Origin of the sequence: Streptomyces sp. NPDC047453 (assembly GCF_040643155.1) — a bacterium.
In the GTDB taxonomy this organism is placed as follows: domain Bacteria; phylum Actinomycetota; class Actinomycetes; order Streptomycetales; family Streptomycetaceae; genus Streptomyces.
In genome coordinates this window covers 168550-188532 of record NZ_JBEYTS010000005.1, presented here as the reverse complement: position 1 = coordinate 188532, position 19983 = coordinate 168550, and the positions used below count along the sequence as shown (strand labels likewise).

Sequence of the window (19983 nt, the reverse complement as noted above, 5' to 3'; positions counted from 1 at the left end):
CCCTGCACGGAAGGATTCCTAGTCCAGCGGGTTCGGCTTGATGTCCACCCGGTCGGTGTCGAACCCCCTGCCTCTCCTCGTCGGCGGGCGGACGACCACGGCGGCGAACAGGAACCGGTAGATCGCGTTCATGCGCGCGTAGTCCTCCTCCTTCTCCAGCGTCTCCCAGTTGGCTTCGGCGTCCGGTCCGGCGATCCCCTCCAGGACGGCGATCGGGCGCTTGACGGTCTTCCGCTGCCGCTCCTTCATCCGCTTGAGGATGGGCGCACGCATGGATTGGAAGTCGGCCGTCGTGAAGTCGTCATCGTTGAGCCACAGCTCTTTGAGCTCCTCCAGCTTCGCGCGGTCTTTCTCGTCCGCGAGTACGTCAGCCTCGGGGCGCGTGGTCGCGGCGGGTTCGTAGCCTGAGGTGTCCAGCCTGGTCAGGACCTTGATCGCTACGTCTCGCACAAAGTCTTCGAGGGGTCCGGCGGAAACGGAGCGATTGCATTTCTGCTTGCCGGTTTCGTCGGCTCGGGTGCAGCGGTAGTAGGCGTACCGACTGTTCGTACCGGCCATGCGCACTCCGCATGCGCACGTCGCGACTCCGCGCAGGAGGTAGGAGCGGGTCGGTCGCTTCTGCTCGTCCCTGGAGCGCTCGGCTCGGTACTCCCTGAGCCGCTGGACCTCGTCCCACTGGCCCCGGTCGATGATGGCGGGCCACGCCCCCACTCCCACCTCTGCGCCCTGGTGGATCCGGACCCCCGCCACGAAATTGGACGACAGCAGATGACGAACATTCTCGGGCTGCCACGTCTTGCCCTTGGACGTGAGGACCGAGCGCGCCATGAGGTCTTGGGCGATATGGCGCGGCGACTCACCGTCCAGGTAGCGGCGGAAGACCTCGCGGACGATCTCCGCTTCCTCCTCGATGATCGCTCGGCCGTCGCGGGTGTAGCCGTACGGGCGGTTGCCCACGTGCGGCTTGCCCTCACGGGCCTTGTCCTTCAGGGCGTCTTTTAGGCGTCGCGACGTGTCGTCGGAGGAGCGGCACGCGTGGGCAACCTCGATGCGGAGGATGAACCGGTCGTCGGGGTCCGACAGATCGCGCCGGTTCGCCTCGCCATGCAGGAGGATGCGCTTGTCATCGGCTATGGAGAGCAGTTCCTCAAGATCCTTGGGCTGCCGCATGAGGCGGTCGGGGTGGTAGACGATGACGTGCCGGATCTCCCCTTCCCCCATCGCCTTCAGCATCTCTTCCCACCCTGGCCGCTTGCGGTTGCGCTGCCATGCCGAACGGTTGTTGTCCACGTAGACGTGGGCCGGCGCGACGCGGAGCTGAAGCCGTTCGGCGATGTCCCGGCAGATGCGCTCCTGGCGGTCGACTCCGGTCTGGTCCTCGTCCCTGGCGTGGGAGATGCGGCAGTAGATCGCTGCGGGCTCGCCCGGCGTGATGGTGGTCCTGGCTAACTTCGATCGGCTCATGACAAACACTGTATGGTCAAGGTATGACATCGATCATCGTGGGCGCCGCGATCGGCGCCGTCTTCTTCAAGGAGCGCTTCGGGGCGCCGCGCATCGCGGCCGCCGGACTGCTGGTCGTCGGCATCGGGCTGATGCTGCACACCGGCTAGCGCCGGACTCCTTGGCCCGTGCGGGCTCCTTGGGTGCGCGGGCGGCGGCCGAGGGGCACCCTGGAAGGAGGTGTTCCGGAGGTGACCGTCATGATGAAGACCGTTGTGGGATGGCACATCGAGCTGGAGTTCCAGGAGGACGGGCAGCACACCCGGGCGGCGGCGCTGGTCCGCTTGCCCGACGGCAGCGAGGTCCGGGCCCACGGCAGGGCCAGCCGCCACCACACCGACTCCAATCAGCCGCGGGTCGGCGAGGAGATCGCCGGCGCGAGGGCCCTGAACGAACTCGCCATGCAGCTGCTGACCAAGGCGCACGGCGAGATCGACCAGGCGTCGGGCCGCACGTCGCAGCCCATCCACGTCTGAACTCCCACAGGGAGCGCTACGCCAGGGACGTGCGCAGCGCGTGGACCAGGGCCTGGGCCCTGGGGTCCGCCGTCACATTGGGGTGGAAGCCGTTGGTGACATAGGCGAAGGCGATGGCCGAGTCCGGGTCGGCGAAGGCCAAGGCGCCACCGCGGCCGGGGTGGCCGAAGGAGCCGGGGCCGAGCAGCGGGGACGCCGGGCTGTGCAGCATGTGGCCGAGGCCGAAGCGGGTGGGGGCGACCAGCACGCGGTCGGGCCCGGCGGAGTGCTCGGTGCGGGCCAGCTCCGTGGTCTGCGGGGTGAACAGGCGGGTGCCGCCGTCCACCTCGCCGACCAGCGCCGCGTAGAAGCGGGCCAGACCGTCGGCCGTGGCGATGCCGTTGGACGCGGGCAGGACCGCCGCGCGGTAGGTGGGGTCGTTCTCGTCCGGCAGCGGGGTGATCGCCGCGAACGCCCGCCGGGTCAGCGACTCCGGGTCGGCGTACGCCTCGGCCACCGACCGCTTGGGGCGGGTGCGCAGGCCCGACGCGGAACGCGGCGGCTCCACCTGGCCCACCCGGCCCACGCGCCCGGCCTCGCCGGCCGGCAGCCCCACCCACAGGTCGGCCCCCACCGGGCCGGCCATCTCGCGCGCTGTCCACTCGCCGATCGTGCCGCCCGTGACCCGCCGCACCAGCTCGCCGGTCAGCCAGCTGTACGTCTGCGCGTGGTAGCCGTGGTCCGTGCCCGGCTCCCAGACCGGCGCCTGCGCGGCGACCGCCTCGGCACCCAGCACCGGATCGGCGGCCTGCTCCGGTGTCAGCGGCCGGTCGAGGACGGGGACGCCCGCGCGGTGGGCAAGCAGGTCGCGGACCCGGGTCCGCTCCTTGCCCGCCGCCTTGAACTCGGGCCAGTACGTTCCCACCGGCGCGTCCAGGTCCAGCTCCCCGCGCTGGTGCAGCAGCAGGAGCACGGCGGCGGCGACGCCCTTGGTCGCCGAGCGCACGATCTGCGCGGTGCCCCGCTCCCAGGGCGCCGAGTCCGCCGTACCGTCGACGTCCCGCGTCCCCGCCCACAGGTCCACGACCCTGTGCCCGTCCCGGTACACGGCGACCGCCGCGCCCCGCTCGCCCCGCAGCGCGAAGTTCGCCGCGAACGCCTCCCCGACCGGCTCGAAGCCCTCGGCCACTGTGCCGTGCACGTCCACGTCCGCCACTCCTTCCGCTCTTCGCCTGCGACAGTGGGTGCAACCGGTGGTCCCGGCCTGCGATTCCTGCGGCCGGTGGGCTTGGCGCGATCGTTATGTCGACGCTGCCCGCATGTCTGCCGTCTGCCCGTCCCGACGCGTCAGGCGCCCATCGTCACGGACCGCGGGTCGAAGCCGAAGGGCAGCTCCAGGCGGTGGGCGCGCATCAGGGCGTCGTCGGAGAGCAGTTCGCCGGTCGGTCCGTCCGCCGCGATCACGCCGTCGCTCAGGACGAGCGAGCGCGGGCACAACTCCAGCGCGTACGGCAGGTCGTGGGTGACCATGAGCACGGTCACGTCCAACGAGCGCAGGATGTCGGCCAGTTCACGGCGCGAGGCGGGGTCGAGGTTGGACGAGGGCTCGTCCAGGACCAGGATCTCCGGCTCCATGGCGAGGACCGTCGCCACCGCGACCCGGCGGCGCTGGCCGAAGGAGAGGTGGTGCGGCGGCCGGTCGGCGAAGTCCCGCATGCCGACCCGCTCCAGGGCCGTGGTGACCCGCGCCTCCAGTTCCGGCCCCTTGAGTCCGGCCGCGGCGGGCCCGAAGGCCACGTCCTCCCGCACGGTCGGCATGAACAACTGGTCGTCCGGGTCCTGGAAGACGATGCCGACCTTCTGCCGGATCTCGGCCATGTGCTTCCTGCCGACCGGCAGCCCGGCGACCGTCACCGTCCCGGTGCCCCCGCTCAGGATGCCGTTCAGATGCAGCACGAGGGTGGTCTTCCCGGCCCCGTTGGGGCCGAGCAGGGCGACCCGCTCGCCGCGCCCGATGGCGAAGTCGACACCGAACAGGGCCTGGTGGCCGTCGGGGTAGGCGAAGGCGAGGCCGGAGACCTCCAGAGAAGCTGTCATAGGACCCATCCCAGCAGACAGACGGCAACCGCGGCACAGGGGAGGGCCAGGGCGTACGACCACTGCGCCCGGGACGCGGTCACCTCGTCGATGACCGGCATCGAACCGGCGTAGCCCCGGCTCACCATGGCCAGGTGCACCCGCTCCCCGCGCTCGTAGGAGCGGATGAACAGCGCGCCCGCGGACTTGGCGAGCACGCCCCAGTGCCGGATCCCGCGCGCCTCGAACCCGCGTGACTCGCGGGCGATCCGCATCCGCCGCATCTCGTCGGCGATGACGTCGCCGTAGCGGATCATGAAGGACGCGATCTGCACCAGCAGCGGCGGCAGCTTCAGGCGTTGCAGGCCCAGCAGCAGTTCGCGCAGCTCCGTCGTGCTCGCCAGCAGCACGGACGCGGCGACGCCGAGGGTGCCCTTGGCGAGCACGTTCCAGGCGCCCCACAGCCCGTTCACGCTCAGCGACATCCCGAGGACGTCCACCCGCTCGCCCTGGGCCACGAACGGCATGAGCACCGCGAACGCGACGAACGGGACCTCGATCAGCAGCCGCTTGAGCAGGAAGCCGGCGGGCACGCGGGCCGCGGAGGCGACGGCGGCGAGCAGGAGGGCGTACACGGCGAACGCCCACATCGCCTCCCGCGGGGTCGACACCACGACCACGACGAAGGCGAAGGCCGCGGCCAGTTTGGTGTGCGGCGGCAGCGCGTGCACGGGGGAGTGCCCGTGCCGGTACAGCCGGTGCGCGTGGCCCGCCCCCATGTCAGGCGGCCCGGGAGGAGGGGGCGGACGGCTCGGCGGCCGTACGGCGCCTGCGGACCACCCAGAAGACCGTGCTGCCCGCGACGACGGTCGTCGAGACGCCGATCACGCCCGCGAGCCCGCCGGACAGCCGGGCGTCGGAGACGTCCTTGACGCCGTAGTCGGCGAGCGGGGAGCCGGACGAGGCGTGCCGCTCCTCCTTCTGGTCGATGCCCTGGTCGTGGGCGACCTTCTCCAGACCGTCGGGGTTGGCCGAGGCGTAGAAGCTGACGAACCCGGCGAGGACGAGGGAGGTGACCAGGCCGGTGATCCACAGCTTGCGGTGGGACCGGGCGGCGGCGGGCACGGGCGCCGGCTCGGCCGCGGGGGCGTCGACGAGCTCGCCGTTCACCCGCAGCTTCAGGCGCTGCTCCAGACCGCGCGCGCCGTACACCAGGTCCGGGCGTACGGCGATGACGGCGCCGACGGTCAGCGCGGTGATCGCGGCCTCGCCGATGCCGATGAGGACGTGCACGCCGATCATGGCGGTGGCGACCTTGCCGATCGCCACGTCGGTGGTGCCGCCGACCGCGTAGATCAGCGTGAAGGCGACGGCGGCGGCCGGGACGGAGAGGAGCGCGGCGGCGAAGGAGGCCACGGTGACCGAGCGACGGCGCCGCGGGAGCACCTTCACCAGTCCGCGGAAGACGGCGTAGGCCACCACCGTCGTGACGATCGCCATGTCGGTGATGTTGACGCCGAGCGCGGTCAGGCCGCCGTCGGCGAAGAGGATGCCCTGCATGAGCAGGACGACACTGACGCACAGGACCCCGGTGAAGGGGCCCACGAGTATCGCGGCCAGCGCCCCGCCGAGGAGGTGGCCGCTGGTGCCGGCCGCGACGGGGAAGTTCAGCATCTGCACGGCGAAGATGAACGCCGCGACGAGACCGGCCAGCGGCGCGGTCCGTTCGTCGAGTTCCCGGCGCGCACCGCGCAGGCTCACGGCGACGGCGCCGGCGGCGACGACTCCGGTGGCTACGGAGATGGGGGCGTTGATGAATCCGTCAGGCACATGCACCGTTCGATGATAGAGGCTTGTTGCGAACCTCTTGCAAGAGCGAGGGCCTCGTGGATGTGTGCCGTTTCCCGGATGTTCGAGAAGCGGAATCCTGGAAACATGCGACATTGGAGGGGAAGCGGATGTTCAGCCCTCGCATACGTCACACAGCGTTAGGGGTCGTCCGATGTCGGTAGTCGAACAGCACGCACGAGCCCACATCCTCACGGACGACGTCCCCGAGGACGTCGGGGCCGTCCCGGTCGTCCTGCGCTACGACCCCCTTCAGGATCCGCGCGTCGTGCAGGTGGACCTGCCCGGCCCGCACGAGTGGACCTTCCCCCGGTCGCTGCTCGAACAGGGGCTGCTCGCCCCGGTCGGCAGCGGTGACGTGCGGGTGTGGCCCTGCGGCCGGGTGCAGGCCGTGATCGAGTTCCACTCCGCGCGCGGAGTCTCGGTGGTGCAGCTCGAGACGAAGACACTGCTCAGGTTCCTGCGGCGGACCTACCGGGCGGCGGCGTCACCGGCGGCGGTCGCCCACGGGTGACGCCCGCGGGTGACGCCAACCGTTGGTGACGTCGGCCGCCGGTGACGTCGGTCGCCGGTGATGTGCGCGGCCGTCGTCAGCTCTTGGTGCCCGGCCGTCGTCAGCTTCCCGCCTTCAGCAGGGACGCCACTATCGGACCGGCCGTGTCGCCGCCGTGGCCGCCCGCCTGGACGACACCCGCGGCCGCGAGGTCGCCGCGGTAGGCGGTGAACCAGCCGTTGGCCTTCTTCTGGTTGTCGACCTCGGCGGAGCCCGTCTTCGCGCCGTAGTCCGGGCCGAGTCCGGCCATGGCCTCGGCGGCCGTGCCGTACGCGGCGGTGTACTGCATCACCTCACGCAGCTGGGACAGGGTGGAGGCGGACATCGTCCGGGAGGCCGTGGCCAGCTTGCGGTTGTCGACGGACGGGGAGACCAGGTACGGCTGGTGGAAGACGCCCGCCTTGACCGTCGAGGCCACCGACGCCATGTTCAGCGGGTTCATACGGACCCCGCCCTGCCCGATGAGCGAGGCGCCCATCGGGGCCGCCGACTGCACCGGGACCGCGCCGTCGAAGGTCGGCACTCCGACCGCCCAGTTGTCCAGCGCCAGGCCGAAGACCTGCTGGGCCTGCTGGGTCAGGTCGGAGTTCTTGAGCTTCGGCGCCTGACTGATGAAGGCCGTGTTGCAGGAGCGGGCGAAGCTCGCCTTGAAGGTGCCGTTCTTGATCTCGAACTTCTTGTCGTTCTGGAACTTCCAGCCGCCGTAGGTGAAGGTCTTCGGGCAGGGGTGCGGCTTGTCGGCTGAGGCCAGCTTCTTCTCGAAGAGCAGCGACGAGGTGATGACCTTCATCGTGGAGCCGGGGGCGAGGGAACCCTGGAAGGCGATGTTGAAGCCGTGGTTGGAGTTCGCCACCGCGAGGATCTCGCCGGTCGACGGACGCATCACGACCACCGAGGCCCGCTCGGTCTTCGACACCTCCTTCTCGGCCGCCGCCTGGAGGGACGGGCTCAGCGTCGTCTTCACCGTGCCCGGCTTGCCCTTGCTCAGCTCGACGAGCGTCTTGTCGGACAGCTCCGCCTTCTTCGACGCCTTGCCGCGGATCACGCGCAGCTCCACGCCCGCGCTGCCGCCGGCCGTCTCGCCGTACTTCTCGCGCAGCCCGTCCAGGACGGGACCCAGCGACGGGTACTTGGTGGTGGTCATCTCGTCGCCGCCCCGGTCCAGGGCCTTGACCGGCGGGGTGCCGGCCTCGCCGGTGACGAGGGTGTCGCCGTCCTTCAGCTCGGGGTGGACGACGGAGGAGTGCCAGTCCACGACCGGCTTGCCGTCTGCGCCGCTCCGGACGACGGTCAGCGCGCTGTCGTACGCCAGCGGCTTGGTCAGGCCCTTGTACGACACCGTGGCCTTCACGGAGAACGGCACCTTGCCGCCTGCGGCGGTGCCGGCGGTCAGGGTGACGTCCTTCAGGTGCGCGTCCTTGGCGTAGCCGGTCAGCAGGGCGGTGGCCGCCGCGGTGTCGTTGGTCGCGGCGGCCGCCTGGGCGGGCTTGCCCTGCTGCCAGGCTGCCAGGAACCCCTCGGCCGCGGTCCGCACCTCGGCCGCCGACGGCGGGCCGGTCTTCTTCTTCGCCTCACCGTGGCCGGCCGCGGTCTGCTTCCCGTCGTCGGCCGCCGAATCGCCCCCGTACATCGCGTAGGCGCCGATGCCCGCCCCGACGACGACCACGGCGATCACCCCGCCGACCACGGCCGGAGTCGTCTTCCGTCGCTCGGCGACGCGCCTTCTCTTGCCCACTGCCTTCCGTCCTCTGCCAGTCCCCCGGGGCCCCCGCTGCCCCATCGCCCCCACGATCCTCAATGACGGCCCCACCCTAGGGCCTCTCGCGCGGATGCGTCCGGGGGGTGGGGTTCGGGTACGGCCCGGGGGCGTCAGCCCGCCGTGCGCAGGACGGCTGCCACGATCGGGCCCGCCGCGTCGCCGCCGTGGCCGCCCTCCTGGGTCATGGCGGCGGCTGCCATGTCGTTGTGGTAGCCGGTGAACCAGCTGTTGGACCTGGCCTGGCCGTCGACCTCGGCGGAGCCGGTCTTCGCGCCGACGCTGCCACCGAGTCCGGACATCGCGGAGGCCGCGGTGCCGCTGGTGGCGGTGCGGTTCATCATCTGCCGCAGCTGGCCGACCGTGCCGGCCGACAGGCCCCGGGCCTGGGCGACGGGCGGCCGTCGAGCTTCGTGGACACGATGACGGGCTGGCGGAAGGTGCCGGTCATCGCGGTCGCCGTCACCGACGCCATGTTCAGCGGGCTCATCTGCACCTGGCCCTGCCCGATCAGGTTGGCGGCGGTGTCCGGGCCGCCGGAGGCGGGGACGGAGCCGTCGAAGGACGGTATGCCGACCTTCCAGTTGTCCCGGCCGAGCCCGAAGCGCTCCTCGGCCTCCCTGGTCAGGGAGTCCACCTGGACCTCGTCCGCGTACTTCACGAACGCCGTGTTGCAGGACCGGGCGAAGCTCTCCGAGAGGGTGGCGTTCTCGTTGGGCGGCATGTTCTTGAGGTTGTGGAAGGTCTGGCTCTGCCACACCGCCTCGTTCGGGCAGGGGGCGGGGCCGGCGGCCGTGGTGATCCCGTTGTCGATCAGGGTGGCCGCGCTGAGGATCTTCATGGTGGAGCCGGGCGCGAGCCGGCCGAGGAAGGCCGCGTTGAAACCGTCCGCCCGGTGGTTGGCGACCGCGAGCACCTCGCCGGTGGACGGCTTCACGGCGACCACGGACGACTCGGCGTACCGCTGCACGGCCCGCTCGGCCGCCGCCTGCGCACTCGCGCTGAGGGTGGTGCGCAGCTTGCCGGGACGGCCCTTGGCCAGGGTGATCAGCGGGGTCTCGGCGGCGCCGGAGGCCTCGTGCCGGATGCTCAGCTCTACCGACGGCTCGCCGCCCGCCTTGTCGCCGTACTTGGCCCGCAGCTCGTCCAGGATCGGCCCGAGCGAGGGGTACTTGTCCTTGGCCAGTACGGCGCCGTCGCGGTCGACGGCCTCGATCGGCGGGGAAGCCGACCCCCCGGTGACGAGCGTGTCGCCCTTGACCAGGTCGGGGTGTACGACCGAGGGCTGCCAGTCGACCAGCGGCTGGTGGCTGGACACACCCCGCACGATCGTCAGCCGGCTGTCGTAGGCCAGCGGCTTGGACTTCCCGTCGTACGACACGGCGGCCTTGACCGAGAAGGGCACGGTGGCCCCGGAGGCGGTCCCGGGCGTGATCTTCACATCGGTGATGTGGGCGTCGCCTCCGTAGGCTGTGAGCAACTGCTCGGCCGCCTCCGGGAAGTCCGTGTACGACGCGGCCTCCGCCGCCTCGTTCTTCTCCCAGGCCGCGAAGAACTTCGCCGAGGTCTCCTTCACCTCGTCCCGGCTCGGCGGCCCGGTTTTGACCGGGGCCGGCCCGCCGCCGGCGACCGTGTTCCCGTTCAGCGCGTGCACGAAGTTGTACGTCCCGTACCCCGCCCCGCCGATCATCGCGGCGAACACCCCGCCGACGATGGCGGCCTTGACCCCCTTGCGCATGGAAGCGCTCCCTCCCCGTTGCGGCCCCACCGCACTGTAAGTGGCCGACGGGGCAACTGTGAGGGCTGTTTTCGGATGGTGTCCGAACAGTGATCAGCCGGCTGACCCAGACCCCGGTGTCCAGTCACATCCGTGAACGCCGTGGTCGGTGTCGGCCGGATCACAGATGACGCGAATCTCGAACACGAACAGTCCTTTCCGGATAGTGGTTGGTCATGACGAATGACCGGCGCACGGCCGGACGGATGCACTCCCGGTGGATGCGCCGCTCAGTGATGGCGGGCATCGCGCTGCTCTTTTCCGGCTGCGGCGCTGTGGTCTCGCATCTGTGGGTGGGACAGACGTGGCGCGATGCCGTGTTGTTGGGCGCTTTGGTGGCGGCGGGATCGGTGATCTCCATGGAGGCCTCGGACCGTAGGCGAGCTGCTCGGGAGAGTCCCTGAAGGTAAGCCGTGGAAGGCGCTGCGCGTGGACGAGGCGCCCGACGGTGTCATGCTCACGGCGGCGTTCGGTGCGGGTCCGACGCGCAGGGAGGGACCATGAGGCTCTACCTCGCCATACCTTCTGTTCTGATGGCGCCGCTCTACGCCGCCTCGGGCGTGGCGGCGATTACCCGTGGCTGGGTGCGCGGTGCCCGCCGGCGCAGGGCCCGGTTCCGGTGCAGGCGGACTCTCCGTGGAGGGCGGGCCGCTTCGTGTCGGGACGGAGGGGGAAGACGTACCAGCCGTGCAGCACGGCGTCTAACGCGGCATGGAGCAGCGCAGAGTTGGCGTTATGGGTCATGCTGGGTGTCTCCAGTTCTGTGGAAGTGCTGGATGGTCAGGGCGGCCCCGGACTTTGGCGAGACGGGGGCCGCCCTTGGCGTTGCTGGGACTGTCCGGCCGATCAGGAGCGTCGTGGGCACGGAAGCGCGTGGACGCGGGGTGCGGCGGGTGTCATGCTCGCGGCGGCGTCCGGCGCGGGTCCGACGCGCAGGGAGGGACCATGAAGGTCTACATGGCCATACCAGGTGTTCTGATCGCGTTGCTCGCCGCCGCCTCCGGCGTGGCGGGGATTACGCGTGGCTGGGTCCCCCCCAGGCTCCCCACGAACCGGCGGCCGGTCCACCGCCCTCGCCTCTATGGCTGGGGCCAGTTGGCGTGTGCCTTCGGCATCCTCGGGAGTGGCGCGTTCTGGCTGGCGCTCACTGACCCCGGCATTCGGCCGTGGGGGGCCCTGTTCAGCGGCGCGCTTGGGCTGACCGGCATCATCCTGATGATGGGCGAGGAACCCGACGCCTCCGAGGGCGACGTTCACCGCCGCGCGGGAGACGGCCGGCTTCGCGGCGACCGGTTCGGGCTTGGCGGGCTCGATGGCGTAGCCGGTGACGACCCGCCCGTCCGGCAGGACCACACTCGCCACGGTGGGCAACGCGCCCGGCTGGACGGGGACGAGGGGCGCCGCGATCGGGGCGGCGGCCGGCTGTATGGGGGTGGGGTGGTGGACTTCCACGGCCCGCACGGCGGGCGCGTGGGGGGCGTTCTCGGGGTACATGCGGAATCCCTTCCGGTGCTCGGTCGGGGAGGTGGAGACACCCCCTTCGGGGTGCCGTGCGGAGGGGTGTTTTGGGGGTCTGAGCAGGGCGCCTCCCCGCCTCCCCGAAACGATGTTTGCGCTGATCAGCGCGGGGAGGCGGGCCCGGGGAGCGGTTGGGGAGTTCTCCCCGCCTCCCCGGGCCGGACGGTGGTTCCTCCCCGCTACTCGGCGGCGGAAGCGGAACCGTCGGCGTCGCGGTTGGCGAGCGCCCGCAGGACGTGATCGCGGCGGACGACCATGACCCCGTGCGACTTCTTCGGCTCCTCGCCGTGCTCTTCCAGCAGCCGCTTCAGCCGACCGTTGTTCCACTCGCCGTAGACGGCCGTGTCCAGGGCGTGCAGCCGCTTGAGTACCTCATCCGTGCGCAGCCGGGGGGCGTCGCCGATGACGGCGGCGACGTCGGCGAGCGGGTCACGCTCCTCACCGCGCGCGATGACGCGCAAGGTCGTCGCGCCGTCGCGCAGAGCCTTGGCCCGGTCGGCGATCTCGACGGCCGGCTCGTCGTCGATGAAGTGGGTGCGGACCGTGATGGAGGGCTGGCCGGCGGGAATCGTGATGCCGTCGGAGGCGACCACGAGGGTTCCCTTGTCCAGACCCTGACGCAGCAGGTGCGGGGCGGCACCGCCGTTGACGGCCTTGTCACCCAGGGCCATGCGGGACTGTGACTCGGTGCCCAGCACGAGGGACGCGCGGGTATGGGCGCCCTCGCGGACCAGTTTGGGAAGGTTCTGGTCGGTGGGGTCCTGCGTGCCCTGCCACATCAGCACGTCGACCGCACGGCCCTGGTTGTGGATGGTGCGGACGCCCATGAAGTACCGGGACGTCGCCTTGGAGCCGCCATAGGGCCGCTTTGACTCGTCGACAGCCGGACACATGAACGCCTTCTGTGCTTCGTCCACCAGGACGATGAGCGGCTCGAAGACGATGCTCGGGTCCCGGCGGCGTTCCTCGATGCGCCGGTTCATCTCCTCCACCGCGTCCTCGACCATCTCGGTCGCCTGGATGACGTGTTCGTCGGACGGGCCCTCGATCAGTACCTGTGCGATGCCGTCGAACATGCTCCAGTCACCGATGCCCTTCAGGTCGGCGATCCAGAACTGCACCGACCGGTCCAGCGCCAGCCACAGGGCGAGCGCGCGCAGGGCGGCGGTCTTGCCCTGGTTGGACAGACCGGTGACCAGCAGATGCCGCTGATACAGGCTCAGCACGGCAGCGTCCCCGCGCAGGTCCTGCCCCCACGGGGCGCGGCCCTTGGCGTAGTCGGCGGTCAGGGTGTCGTCCATGACCAGCGGGGACGGGCCGATCGGCTCGTCCAACGCCCCCGAGTCGGCGATCCACAGCCGCACCGTGCGGGCGGCTTCCGGGAGGGTGATGAACACCTCGTGCTCGTGCCGGGTCAGGTTCTCCGCCAACTTCCGCCGCCGGTTCTGCACCTCGACCGTGGACACTCCGGACGGCAGGGTGACGTCCACCTCGACGCCGCATCCGGCGATGCGGATGGGTCCGAGCATGGACGCGCCGGCGTCGCCCATCTCCTTGATGGCGTTGCGCAGCGCGGGCACGCCGAGGTCGCGCAGGGCCTTGACCACGATGGACGGGGTGATGGGCTCCCCCGCCGTGTCGCGGACAGTCTCGGGCAGCGCCCATTGGGGTGCGGCTTGCTGGTGGCTGCCGACGGCCCACAGGGCGAGCAGGGCGAGAAACGGGCCGATCGAAATGAGCGGCCCTCACACCACCTGAACGATCGTGATGAGCAGCCGGATGAACTTGACCACGGCCATCAGCGGGGTGACGACATCGGTGACGTCCTTGTTGGCGATGGCCAGGACGACCCCGAGGGCGACCAGGGAGCCGATGCCCATACCGGTGCCGACCAGCACACCCTTGGCCGCGTCCATCGGGGAGTGGAGCAGGTCCATGCGGCGGCGGTGCCGGGCCTCGCGGAAGCGCTGCCCGCGCTCCTCCCACTCCGCGGCGGCCTCGTAGTTCCCGGCCGCCTCCGCGGCCCGGAGCATGCGCTCGTAGCGGGCGGCGGTGCGGCCGTCCCAGGTGCGGCGGGCCACGATCCGCGCGCCGCCGGCGACGTAGAGGGTGTGCCGGGCGGCGCCGCGCGCGGCGGCCCTGGTCGTCTCGTGCGTGACCACCGTGCGGATGGCGCGGCCCGAGCGCACCCACAGCGGCACCACCGGCGCGGCCGGCTGCTCGGGAACGACGGTCAAGGCCGGGCGGGCGCCAATGGCGGCGGGCGGGTCGGTGTGCTTGTGCAGGTGAACGACGTTGCCGCTCATGGGAGAAACACTCCTGACTGCCCCAGGCCGGGGCGAAGCTGAAGGGGAGGCGGCGGGCCGGCCGAGCATGGCGCGGCGTTCCTTGAGGTAGCGGACCCGTAGTCAAGATCGGGTGCAGCTGACAAGATCTGGCCATCGAGCGCTGGGAGACGCACAGATGAACCATCGGGATCGCGAGATAGCACGAGCGGTGGCGCGCTACCTGGCGCAGTGGTTGTCCGGCGTCGTTGCCGTCGGCGCCTTGGCGCTGTTGGGCATGATCGGGCTGATGAGCGGTCCTGAGGACTTCGTGTTCCACCTCAAGGAAGGCAGACTTTCGTTTCCCGTCATGATCTTCACTGGATCGGTGTTGGCGTGGCTGTTGCTCCGCGTGGCAGAAGCACGATCACGACGACATGACGAATGGTGAACGCTGGATCTCTTTGGTCAGCAAGGTGATCGCGTTCGTTTTCCTATAAGTCACCACCAACCGGATGACTTCTTGGCGGACTTGGCGACGGCGGCCTCGGTGACGATGCGCTGCCGCTCGGTCTGCAAGGCGGTGATCTCCGCGATCAGACGGGTCTCGGCGCTGCTCCACGCGGACTCCAGCCGGCGTTCGGCCCGGTCGGTGCCACGGCCGCGTATGACCCCGTAGGAGCCGCCGGCCATGGCCGCGACGATCGCGCGCCGCTCGCGGCTGTCCAGCGGCCACATCTCCCGCTCGCGGACCGCCTCCAACTTGCGGTTCGTCTTCTGGATCTCGCGGTCCAGGCGGCGGGTGTCGGGCTTGCCCATGTCAGCCCCTCCTTGGGGTGTCGTCGTCTAGCGGGGTGGCGGGGGTGGGGAAGGCGCAGGAAACGCACATGCCGAGCGAGCCGGGGATCACGTAACCGGCGTCGGTCCGGCACTCGGGGCAGAGGCGGCGGGCGGTGTTGGCCTTGGCCAGGGCAGCCTGCACGGCGACAGCTCTGCCACTACGGGCCCGGTGCTCTACGGAGTGTTCGCGTCAAGTGCAGGGCTTTGCTACGTAGGACAAACGCAGGAGGCCGAACGTCGCCTGCGCGACCTTCCAGTGGGCGAGAGCCATCACTTGGCCAACACGGTGCCACTCGAGGTCTGGGAGAGGGTGGTAGTGATCCGCTGGCCGCTGCTGCTCTCCGAGGCACCAAGGTCCGAACAGTTGGAGGTTGAATCCATGGGTTCTGCGGACTCGCGCTGGAGCACGCGCTTCAACTGGCAACGGCCCCTCCATTGAACAGCCGCCGGCGGCGCACTTCCGGTGATTGGCAGCCTCGTAACCTTGCGCGTAGCCGTTCCCGCGGTGCCATTCATTCGCAGCGGATACCGGAACTCAGTCGACTGACCCTCGCCGCCTGGAACGCCCTCTCAGAGGCGGAGGTCCCGAGGGCAGCAGCGGTAGTTGCCAATCTATCCAGCTAGACCCAGGTATCCAGCCACATCCGCGACCGCCACGAGTCGATGGGAATCGACGTGCCCGTGTACAGCGGCCAGAAGTAGATGAAGTCTGCGTGATCCGGCCCGGCAGGGCCCCGACCAGCGCGTTTGGCGCTGCCCGGGGCCGTCTCAGGCGGCTTGGGCCGTCTGTGGGCCGTGATCTTGAAGAGTCGACGCCAGATAGAGGCTGTCGACGGCCTTCCGGGTGCGGCCCTCGCTGCTCGGCATGAGGTGCGTGTAGGTCCGGAGCGTGAACCCCGGATCGCTGTGACCGAGGTAGGAACTCAGGGCCCGGATGTTCTCGCCGGCGTCCAGCAGCACGGACGCGTAGAAGTGCCTGAGCGCGTGCATGCCGTGCTCGGGGGCCGACGCGTACCGCTTGCCCGCTTCCCGCGCCGGGATGATGCCCGCGGCGGCAAGCGAGGCTTTCCAGTGGTGGTCGTTGAAGGTGCTCACGCGCACGTGGTTGCCCTCGGGCCCGCTGAACAGCAGCCGCTTCGTCACGGGTGGACCGTCCGGCGTACGCCAGGGAAGCGTCACGTTGACGGGGACGAATGCCTCGGAATGGTCGCGCAGCACGGTGGCCACAGCCTTCGGAAGCGGCACGTCCCGGACCTTGCCGCCCTTCGGCAGGGCGAACACATACTTACCCCGGATGCGCTTGAGCTGATGTCCTACAGCCAACCAGCCGCCCTCGAAGTCGAATTCCTCCACGGACAGGCCGAAGATTTCTCCCTGGCGCAGTCCGCACCCCGCGCCGACGTCCACGGCGGCCTGATAGCGGTGGGGGAGAGCGGCGCGCACGCCGAAGACCTGAGCGGCCGTCCACGGGTTGACGCGCGGCTTACCCGGCTTCGGCAGCTTCACCGTGCGGGCGCGACACGGGTTCTTGCTCAGTAGCCCGTCCTCGACCGCCGCACTCAGCGCTGCGGAGACGGTGCCGACGATGATGCGGCGGTGAGACTCGGCCGGCACGGTGGCTTCCAAGCTGGAGATCCAGGCACGGATGTGCTCCGGCTTGAACGAGCCGAGCGGACGAGTACCGATGTGGGGATACGCGTGCAGCCGAAGCCGACGCTCCGCGGCCTCCCGGCTGTTGATCTCCCCGGCGTGTGTCTGGACCCAGCGTTCCGCGTACTGCCGGAAGGTGGTTTGTGCAGTACGTGGGTCGACGTACTGTCCGCGCGACATGTCGGCCTCGATGTGCGTCAGCCACTTCTCGGCCAGCCGCTTTTCGCGGTCGCGGAATGACTTGCTCTTCTCGGTTCCATCAGGGCCGACGTAACGGGCGCGGTATCGCAACCCCGTGCCGAAACGTTCGGTTTTGATCTTGACGGACCTTCCGTCGGGGGCGGTTTCTGTCTTGTACCAGCGGTCTTGGATGTGGCCTGCCACGAAGCGGCGGTCCCTTCTGGACATGGACAGGGAGGGCCACGGCGTGGCCCTCCCTGGGTGCTGAGCGGTGTCGGTGCTGTGTCAGGCGGCGATCTGATCGGCGCTCTTGCGCTGGATGACGTAGGCGCGGACGTCGGCGGGGTCGTAGCGGACGTGCTTGCCGATGCGGAATCCGGGCGGGCCGGTGCGCTTCTTGCGCCACTGGTAGACGGTTTCGAGGGGCACCTCGAACATCTCGGCGATGTCGTCGGGGGTGAGGTACCGGTCCGGGAGACCACCCCGGAGGGTGGCGCGGGGGTCGGTCCGGACGGGGGCGGTCGGGCTCACTGGGTCCTCCGCATGTTGGAAATACATTCCTCTGAGTTGCGACTCATCGGCACTCAGCGGCACTCAGAGGGGTCCTGAGACGCGATGAGTCGCGACTCAGGCAAATGTGTTTCGCACTGGGTGAGGGTGATCCCGTTGTAGGTGACCACCTGCCGGCCGTACTCGTCTCGCGGCCGGGTGCGGTTGAGCTGGGGCACGACGGACAGCAGGTTGCGGCCGAACACCTGCTTCGTGCCGGGGCGCACGCCGTTGTCCTCGGCCCATTCCCGCCACACGGTCCACAGGGCGTCCACGGGCACGCTGCACGCCGGGCCGGTGGCGCAGCGCTCGCGGACGAACGCGCTGGTGGGGGAGGCGGTGTCCTGCATGGTGGTGACCGCTTCGCGGCTGGACTTCGGTTCCGTGATCCGGCCCGCCCGCTGGAGACGGGCCAGGCCGTCGAGGGCCCAGTTCAGGATGCCGGGCATCTCCGCGGCGAGCCGGTCGGTGAGGGTGGTGTCTTCCCTGCCGAGCCAGGAGACGCGCATGTTGAGCAGGATGAACCGTTTGGCGATCACGCCGGAGGAGTCGCCGAAGTGCGACAGTTCGTTGGACAGCAGCATCAGCCGGGTGGGCAGCTTGCCGGTCCACTGCTCGCGGTACTTGCGGTCGACGTCGATCGTGTCCTCACCGGAGATGGTCAGCAGCCGTTCCACGACCTGGCTGTTGTCGCTGCCGGACAGCCGGGCATCGGAAATGACCGCCAAAGGCTTGCCGATCAGGGTGGACAGCCCGAAGTTCGTGCCGAGGCCGGCGAGGGTCGGCCCGGCAAGGTTCTCCTTGCCGACCAGCTCTTTCAGCACGCGGGCGATGGTGCCCTTGCCGGAGCGGGACGGACCGACGATGAGCATGACCTTCTGCTGGTCGGTCCGGCCGGACAGGACGTAGCCGAACCACTCCTGAAGCGCGTGAATCGCATCGGGGTCGTCGGGCCAGATCTGCCCCAGGAAGCGTTCCCACGTCGGGGCCGTGGCGTCGGGGTTGTAGGCGAAGGGGACGGAGACGAGGTTGAAGAAGTGGGGGCCGTGTGGGAGGAGCGCGCGGTCCCGGATGCGGAGCAGGCCGTTCTCACAGGCCACGATCGGACCGCCGTCCTGCTCGCTCGCGTCGCCGTTGGCGTCGAGCCAGACCGGTGCGTCGGTGCCGGTGGGCAGCAGGGTGATCGCACCCAGGGCGTCAAGCAGGTTGCTGATCTTCTGCTTCGTGGGCGCCCACTCCCGCGCTTCCGGCTGCCCGTCCTTCCCGGGGGCGTAGAACACGGCGTGCTCCAGGCGTCGGTACATCGTGGCGCGCATCTGCGCCTCGTCCAGCTCCCGCCAACTGGTGCCGGTCCAGCGCATCCACGATGCGCGCCAGCGCCGGCAGACAAGCTGTCCGTCCTCGGTCTGCCAATCGGGCAGCAGACGGCGGGCGACGGCCAACGGGTTCGAGGGCGCGGGCAGTTCCTCGCCCTCGATCGTGCGGGGGTCCATCATGCGGCAGCCCTCCCTTCCTGGGGGATGCGGAGCGGGCAAAGTTCGCGGTGGGCGGTGTGGTCGGCGATCAGGTCGTGCACCTTGCGGTGGCCGACCGCGCTGCGGTCCCGGCCGCACGCGCACGCCGAGGTGGCGGCGGGGATCGCGCCGCGTCCGGGTGCGGTGATGTGCAGCCAGGCGACCGGGTATCGGCCGTCTCCCGGCTGCTGGTCGGGGCGAACAGCAGAAAGGACGCCTTCGGCGACGCCCTTCGGCGCCCCACCGCCGGTCGACAAGGGGGGCGGTGCGGCGGCGGACGGCTGGGAGGGGGTGGGGAGGCTTTTCAGAGCGGGGCAGGGAGGCGGGTTGTTCACACCGTCTCCCGGGGCCGGCAGGTGCGGATCGACCAGTTCAGGGCGGAGCGCAGAGTCGAGCGGCACTCGTAGGGCTTGAGTCCCACCGACTCCCCCGCGCTCTGAAAAGCCTCCTCGACCACGTGACGGGGGATGTCGCCCCATGCCACGAAGCGCCCCATGGACCGTGCGGCCCGAAACAGGGTGTCCTCGCGGTGTGGCTCGCGGGAGGCGAGGATCGCGGCCGTCTCCCGCTCGAACGCCACGTCCGCCACCCGCGAGCCGCGGGTGACCGGCGGCGCGATCTGTACCGGGTGCTCGGGCTTCGGTGCGGGCTGGAGCGTGTCCAGCAGCCACCCGGGCAGCGGCAGGACGGGGCCGTCGTGGATGACCTCGTACGAGCCGGCGGGGGTGGTGCTGCCGGGGGCGACGACGTATCCGCCGTGCGCGCGGGTGTCGACCAGCGGGGCGAGGGTGCCCGCCGTGTTGCCCAGCCGGACACCGGCCGGTGCGGTGAAGTACAGGTGCCGACCACCGCTCGCGGTCCGCACTGTGCGAGTGGTGGGCACGGTCTGCCCGGTGCGCTCGCAGAGCGCCTTGAAGGTCGTCACGCCGCAAGGCGTGTCCGAACTGCTCTTGGGTTTGTCGAGGTCGACCACGATCAGCCCGGCGGGGCCGGTGGCGATACCGACGTTGAATGCACCCGCGGACCAGGCGGCGCGGATGCGGTCCGGGTCGGTGGTGGCGCGCTGCTCCCACTTCAGGTGCCCGTGGGCGCAGGGGCCGGTGCGCGGGCAGGCGTTCTCGCCGTGCAGCGCGGGCCGTTTGCCGCCGGGTTGCAGCGGCAGGACGGGCCAGCCGCGGGCAGCGTGATCGAGCGCTGCGGTGAGCAGCGCGGGCTTGCGGTCATGGGTCATGCTGGATGTCTCCAGTTCTGATGAGTGCTGGCAGACGAGGGCGGCCCGAGGCTTTGGCGAGACGCGGGCCGCCTTCGGCGTTGTCAGGGCTTGGCACCGTGCCGGGTGTGGTCGACGGCCAGCTCGGTGAGCCGGGTGGCTTCGTCGGGGGTGACGGTGCGGAAGCGGATGCGGACGTCGCAGCCGAGGACGGGGCAGCGGACGGTGGGTGTTCCGGTGGGCAGGGCGACGGCGTCGCTGACGCGGTCGCTCAGGGAGTCGTTCACGGG

Annotated in this window: 17 protein-coding genes and 5 pseudogenes; 4 read left to right on the top strand and 18 right to left on the bottom strand. The window is 70.4% G+C overall.

Translation table 11 applies throughout. The annotated features are described in order from the left end of the window. Positions 1–18: 18 nt before the first annotated feature. Complete coding sequence (locus ABZ818_RS07600; RefSeq protein ID WP_361411958.1) at positions 19–1464, bottom strand: recombinase family protein; 1446 nt, start codon at positions 1462–1464, stop codon at positions 19–21. A 26-nt stretch (positions 1465–1490) separates the two neighbouring features. Between ABZ818_RS07600 and ABZ818_RS07595 the strand changes: the two are divergent. Continuing rightward, positions 1491–1613 (top strand): annotated as a pseudogene (locus ABZ818_RS07595) (EamA family transporter); the annotation flags it as partial. 90 nt (positions 1614–1703) lie between these two features. After that, positions 1704–1979, top strand: coding sequence for a DUF1876 domain-containing protein (locus ABZ818_RS07590; protein ID WP_361411956.1), 276 nt, complete (start codon positions 1704–1706; stop codon positions 1977–1979). Positions 1980–1995: 16 nt separating this feature from the next. On the opposite strand, the gene ABZ818_RS07585 is transcribed toward ABZ818_RS07590, so the two are convergent. From ABZ818_RS07585 to ABZ818_RS07570, 4 genes are all read right to left on the bottom strand, one after another. Then, positions 1996–3165, bottom strand: coding sequence for a serine hydrolase domain-containing protein (locus ABZ818_RS07585; protein ID WP_361411954.1), 1170 nt, complete (start codon positions 3163–3165; stop codon positions 1996–1998). Positions 3166–3305: 140 nt separating this feature from the next. After that, positions 3306–4055 carry an ABC transporter ATP-binding protein gene (locus ABZ818_RS07580; protein WP_361411952.1) on the bottom strand — a complete coding sequence of 250 codons (750 nt, stop codon included), beginning with the start codon at positions 4053–4055 and terminating at the stop codon, positions 3306–3308. Beyond that, a complete protein-coding gene (gene cbiQ, locus ABZ818_RS07575; protein ID WP_361411950.1) occupies positions 4052–4813 on the bottom strand; it encodes a cobalt ECF transporter T component CbiQ in 762 nt (253 codons plus the stop codon). Before cbiQ ends, ABZ818_RS07580 begins: the two co-directional genes overlap by 4 nt. A gap of 1 nt (position 4814) precedes the next feature. After that, positions 4815–5870 (bottom strand): energy-coupling factor ABC transporter permease, encoded by a 1056-nt coding sequence (locus ABZ818_RS07570; protein WP_361411948.1) that lies wholly within the window; start codon positions 5868–5870, stop codon positions 4815–4817. A 166-nt stretch (positions 5871–6036) separates the two neighbouring features. Here ABZ818_RS07570 and ABZ818_RS07565 point away from each other — a divergent pair, with 166 nt between their 5' ends. Continuing rightward, a complete protein-coding gene (locus ABZ818_RS07565) occupies positions 6037–6396 on the top strand; it encodes an SsgA family sporulation/cell division regulator (protein ID WP_361411946.1) in 360 nt (119 codons plus the stop codon). Between the two features lie 100 nt (positions 6397–6496). On the opposite strand, the gene ABZ818_RS07560 is transcribed toward ABZ818_RS07565, so the two are convergent. The 6 genes and pseudogenes from ABZ818_RS07560 to ABZ818_RS07535 all read right to left on the bottom strand — a co-directional run bounded on the left by ABZ818_RS07560 (position 6497) and on the right by ABZ818_RS07535 (position 13792). Beyond that, positions 6497–8170: a penicillin-binding transpeptidase domain-containing protein gene (locus ABZ818_RS07560; protein ID WP_361411944.1), complete on the bottom strand. Its 1674-nt coding sequence runs from the start codon at positions 8168–8170 to the stop codon at positions 6497–6499. Between the two features lie 134 nt (positions 8171–8304). Next, a pseudogene (locus ABZ818_RS07555) lies at positions 8305–9929 on the bottom strand (penicillin-binding transpeptidase domain-containing protein). A gap of 160 nt (positions 9930–10089) precedes the next feature. Beyond that, complete coding sequence (locus tag ABZ818_RS07550; RefSeq protein ID WP_361411942.1) at positions 10090–10329, bottom strand: hypothetical protein; 240 nt, start codon at positions 10327–10329, stop codon at positions 10090–10092. Positions 10330–10559: 230 nt separating this feature from the next. Then, positions 10560–10712 (bottom strand): annotated as a pseudogene (locus tag ABZ818_RS07545) (DNA primase); the annotation flags it as partial. Between the two features lie 477 nt (positions 10713–11189). After that, a pseudogene (locus ABZ818_RS07540) lies at positions 11190–11462 on the bottom strand (hypothetical protein); the annotation flags it as partial. Between the two features lie 203 nt (positions 11463–11665). Beyond that, positions 11666–13792 (bottom strand): annotated as a pseudogene (locus ABZ818_RS07535) (FtsK/SpoIIIE domain-containing protein). A gap of 190 nt (positions 13793–13982) precedes the next feature. Between ABZ818_RS07535 and ABZ818_RS07530 the strand changes: the two are divergent. After that, on the top strand, positions 13983–14201 hold the full coding sequence (locus ABZ818_RS07530; RefSeq protein ID WP_361411940.1) for a hypothetical protein: 219 nt from the start codon (positions 13983–13985) through the stop codon (positions 14199–14201). A gap of 50 nt (positions 14202–14251) precedes the next feature. On the opposite strand, the gene ABZ818_RS07525 is transcribed toward ABZ818_RS07530, so the two are convergent. From ABZ818_RS07525 to ABZ818_RS07495, 7 genes are all read right to left on the bottom strand, one after another. Then, positions 14252–14569: a hypothetical protein gene (locus tag ABZ818_RS07525; protein WP_361411938.1), complete on the bottom strand. Its 318-nt coding sequence runs from the start codon at positions 14567–14569 to the stop codon at positions 14252–14254. Positions 14570–15358: 789 nt separating this feature from the next. Further along, the gene (locus ABZ818_RS07520) at positions 15359–16624 is read right to left on the bottom strand and encodes a site-specific integrase (protein WP_361411936.1); all 1266 of its coding nucleotides are present in this window, start codon (positions 16622–16624) and stop codon (positions 15359–15361) included. An 81-nt stretch (positions 16625–16705) separates the two neighbouring features. Continuing rightward, complete coding sequence (locus ABZ818_RS07515) at positions 16706–16978, bottom strand: helix-turn-helix domain-containing protein (protein ID WP_361411934.1); 273 nt, start codon at positions 16976–16978, stop codon at positions 16706–16708. 26 nt (positions 16979–17004) lie between these two features. Further along, positions 17005–18465 carry a phage/plasmid primase, P4 family gene (locus ABZ818_RS07510; RefSeq protein ID WP_361411932.1) on the bottom strand — a complete coding sequence of 487 codons (1461 nt, stop codon included), beginning with the start codon at positions 18463–18465 and terminating at the stop codon, positions 17005–17007. Then, positions 18462–18740, bottom strand: a complete 279-nt coding sequence (locus ABZ818_RS07505; protein WP_361411930.1) for a hypothetical protein — start codon at positions 18738–18740, stop codon at positions 18462–18464. Before ABZ818_RS07505 ends, ABZ818_RS07510 begins: the two co-directional genes overlap by 4 nt. 74 nt (positions 18741–18814) lie before the next feature. Then, positions 18815–19714 carry a bifunctional DNA primase/polymerase gene (locus ABZ818_RS07500; protein ID WP_361411928.1) on the bottom strand — a complete coding sequence of 300 codons (900 nt, stop codon included), beginning with the start codon at positions 19712–19714 and terminating at the stop codon, positions 18815–18817. 83 nt (positions 19715–19797) lie between these two features. Next, positions 19798–19980 (bottom strand): hypothetical protein, encoded by a 183-nt coding sequence (locus ABZ818_RS07495; RefSeq protein ID WP_361411926.1) that lies wholly within the window; start codon positions 19978–19980, stop codon positions 19798–19800. Between the last annotated feature and the right edge of the window lie 3 nt (positions 19981–19983).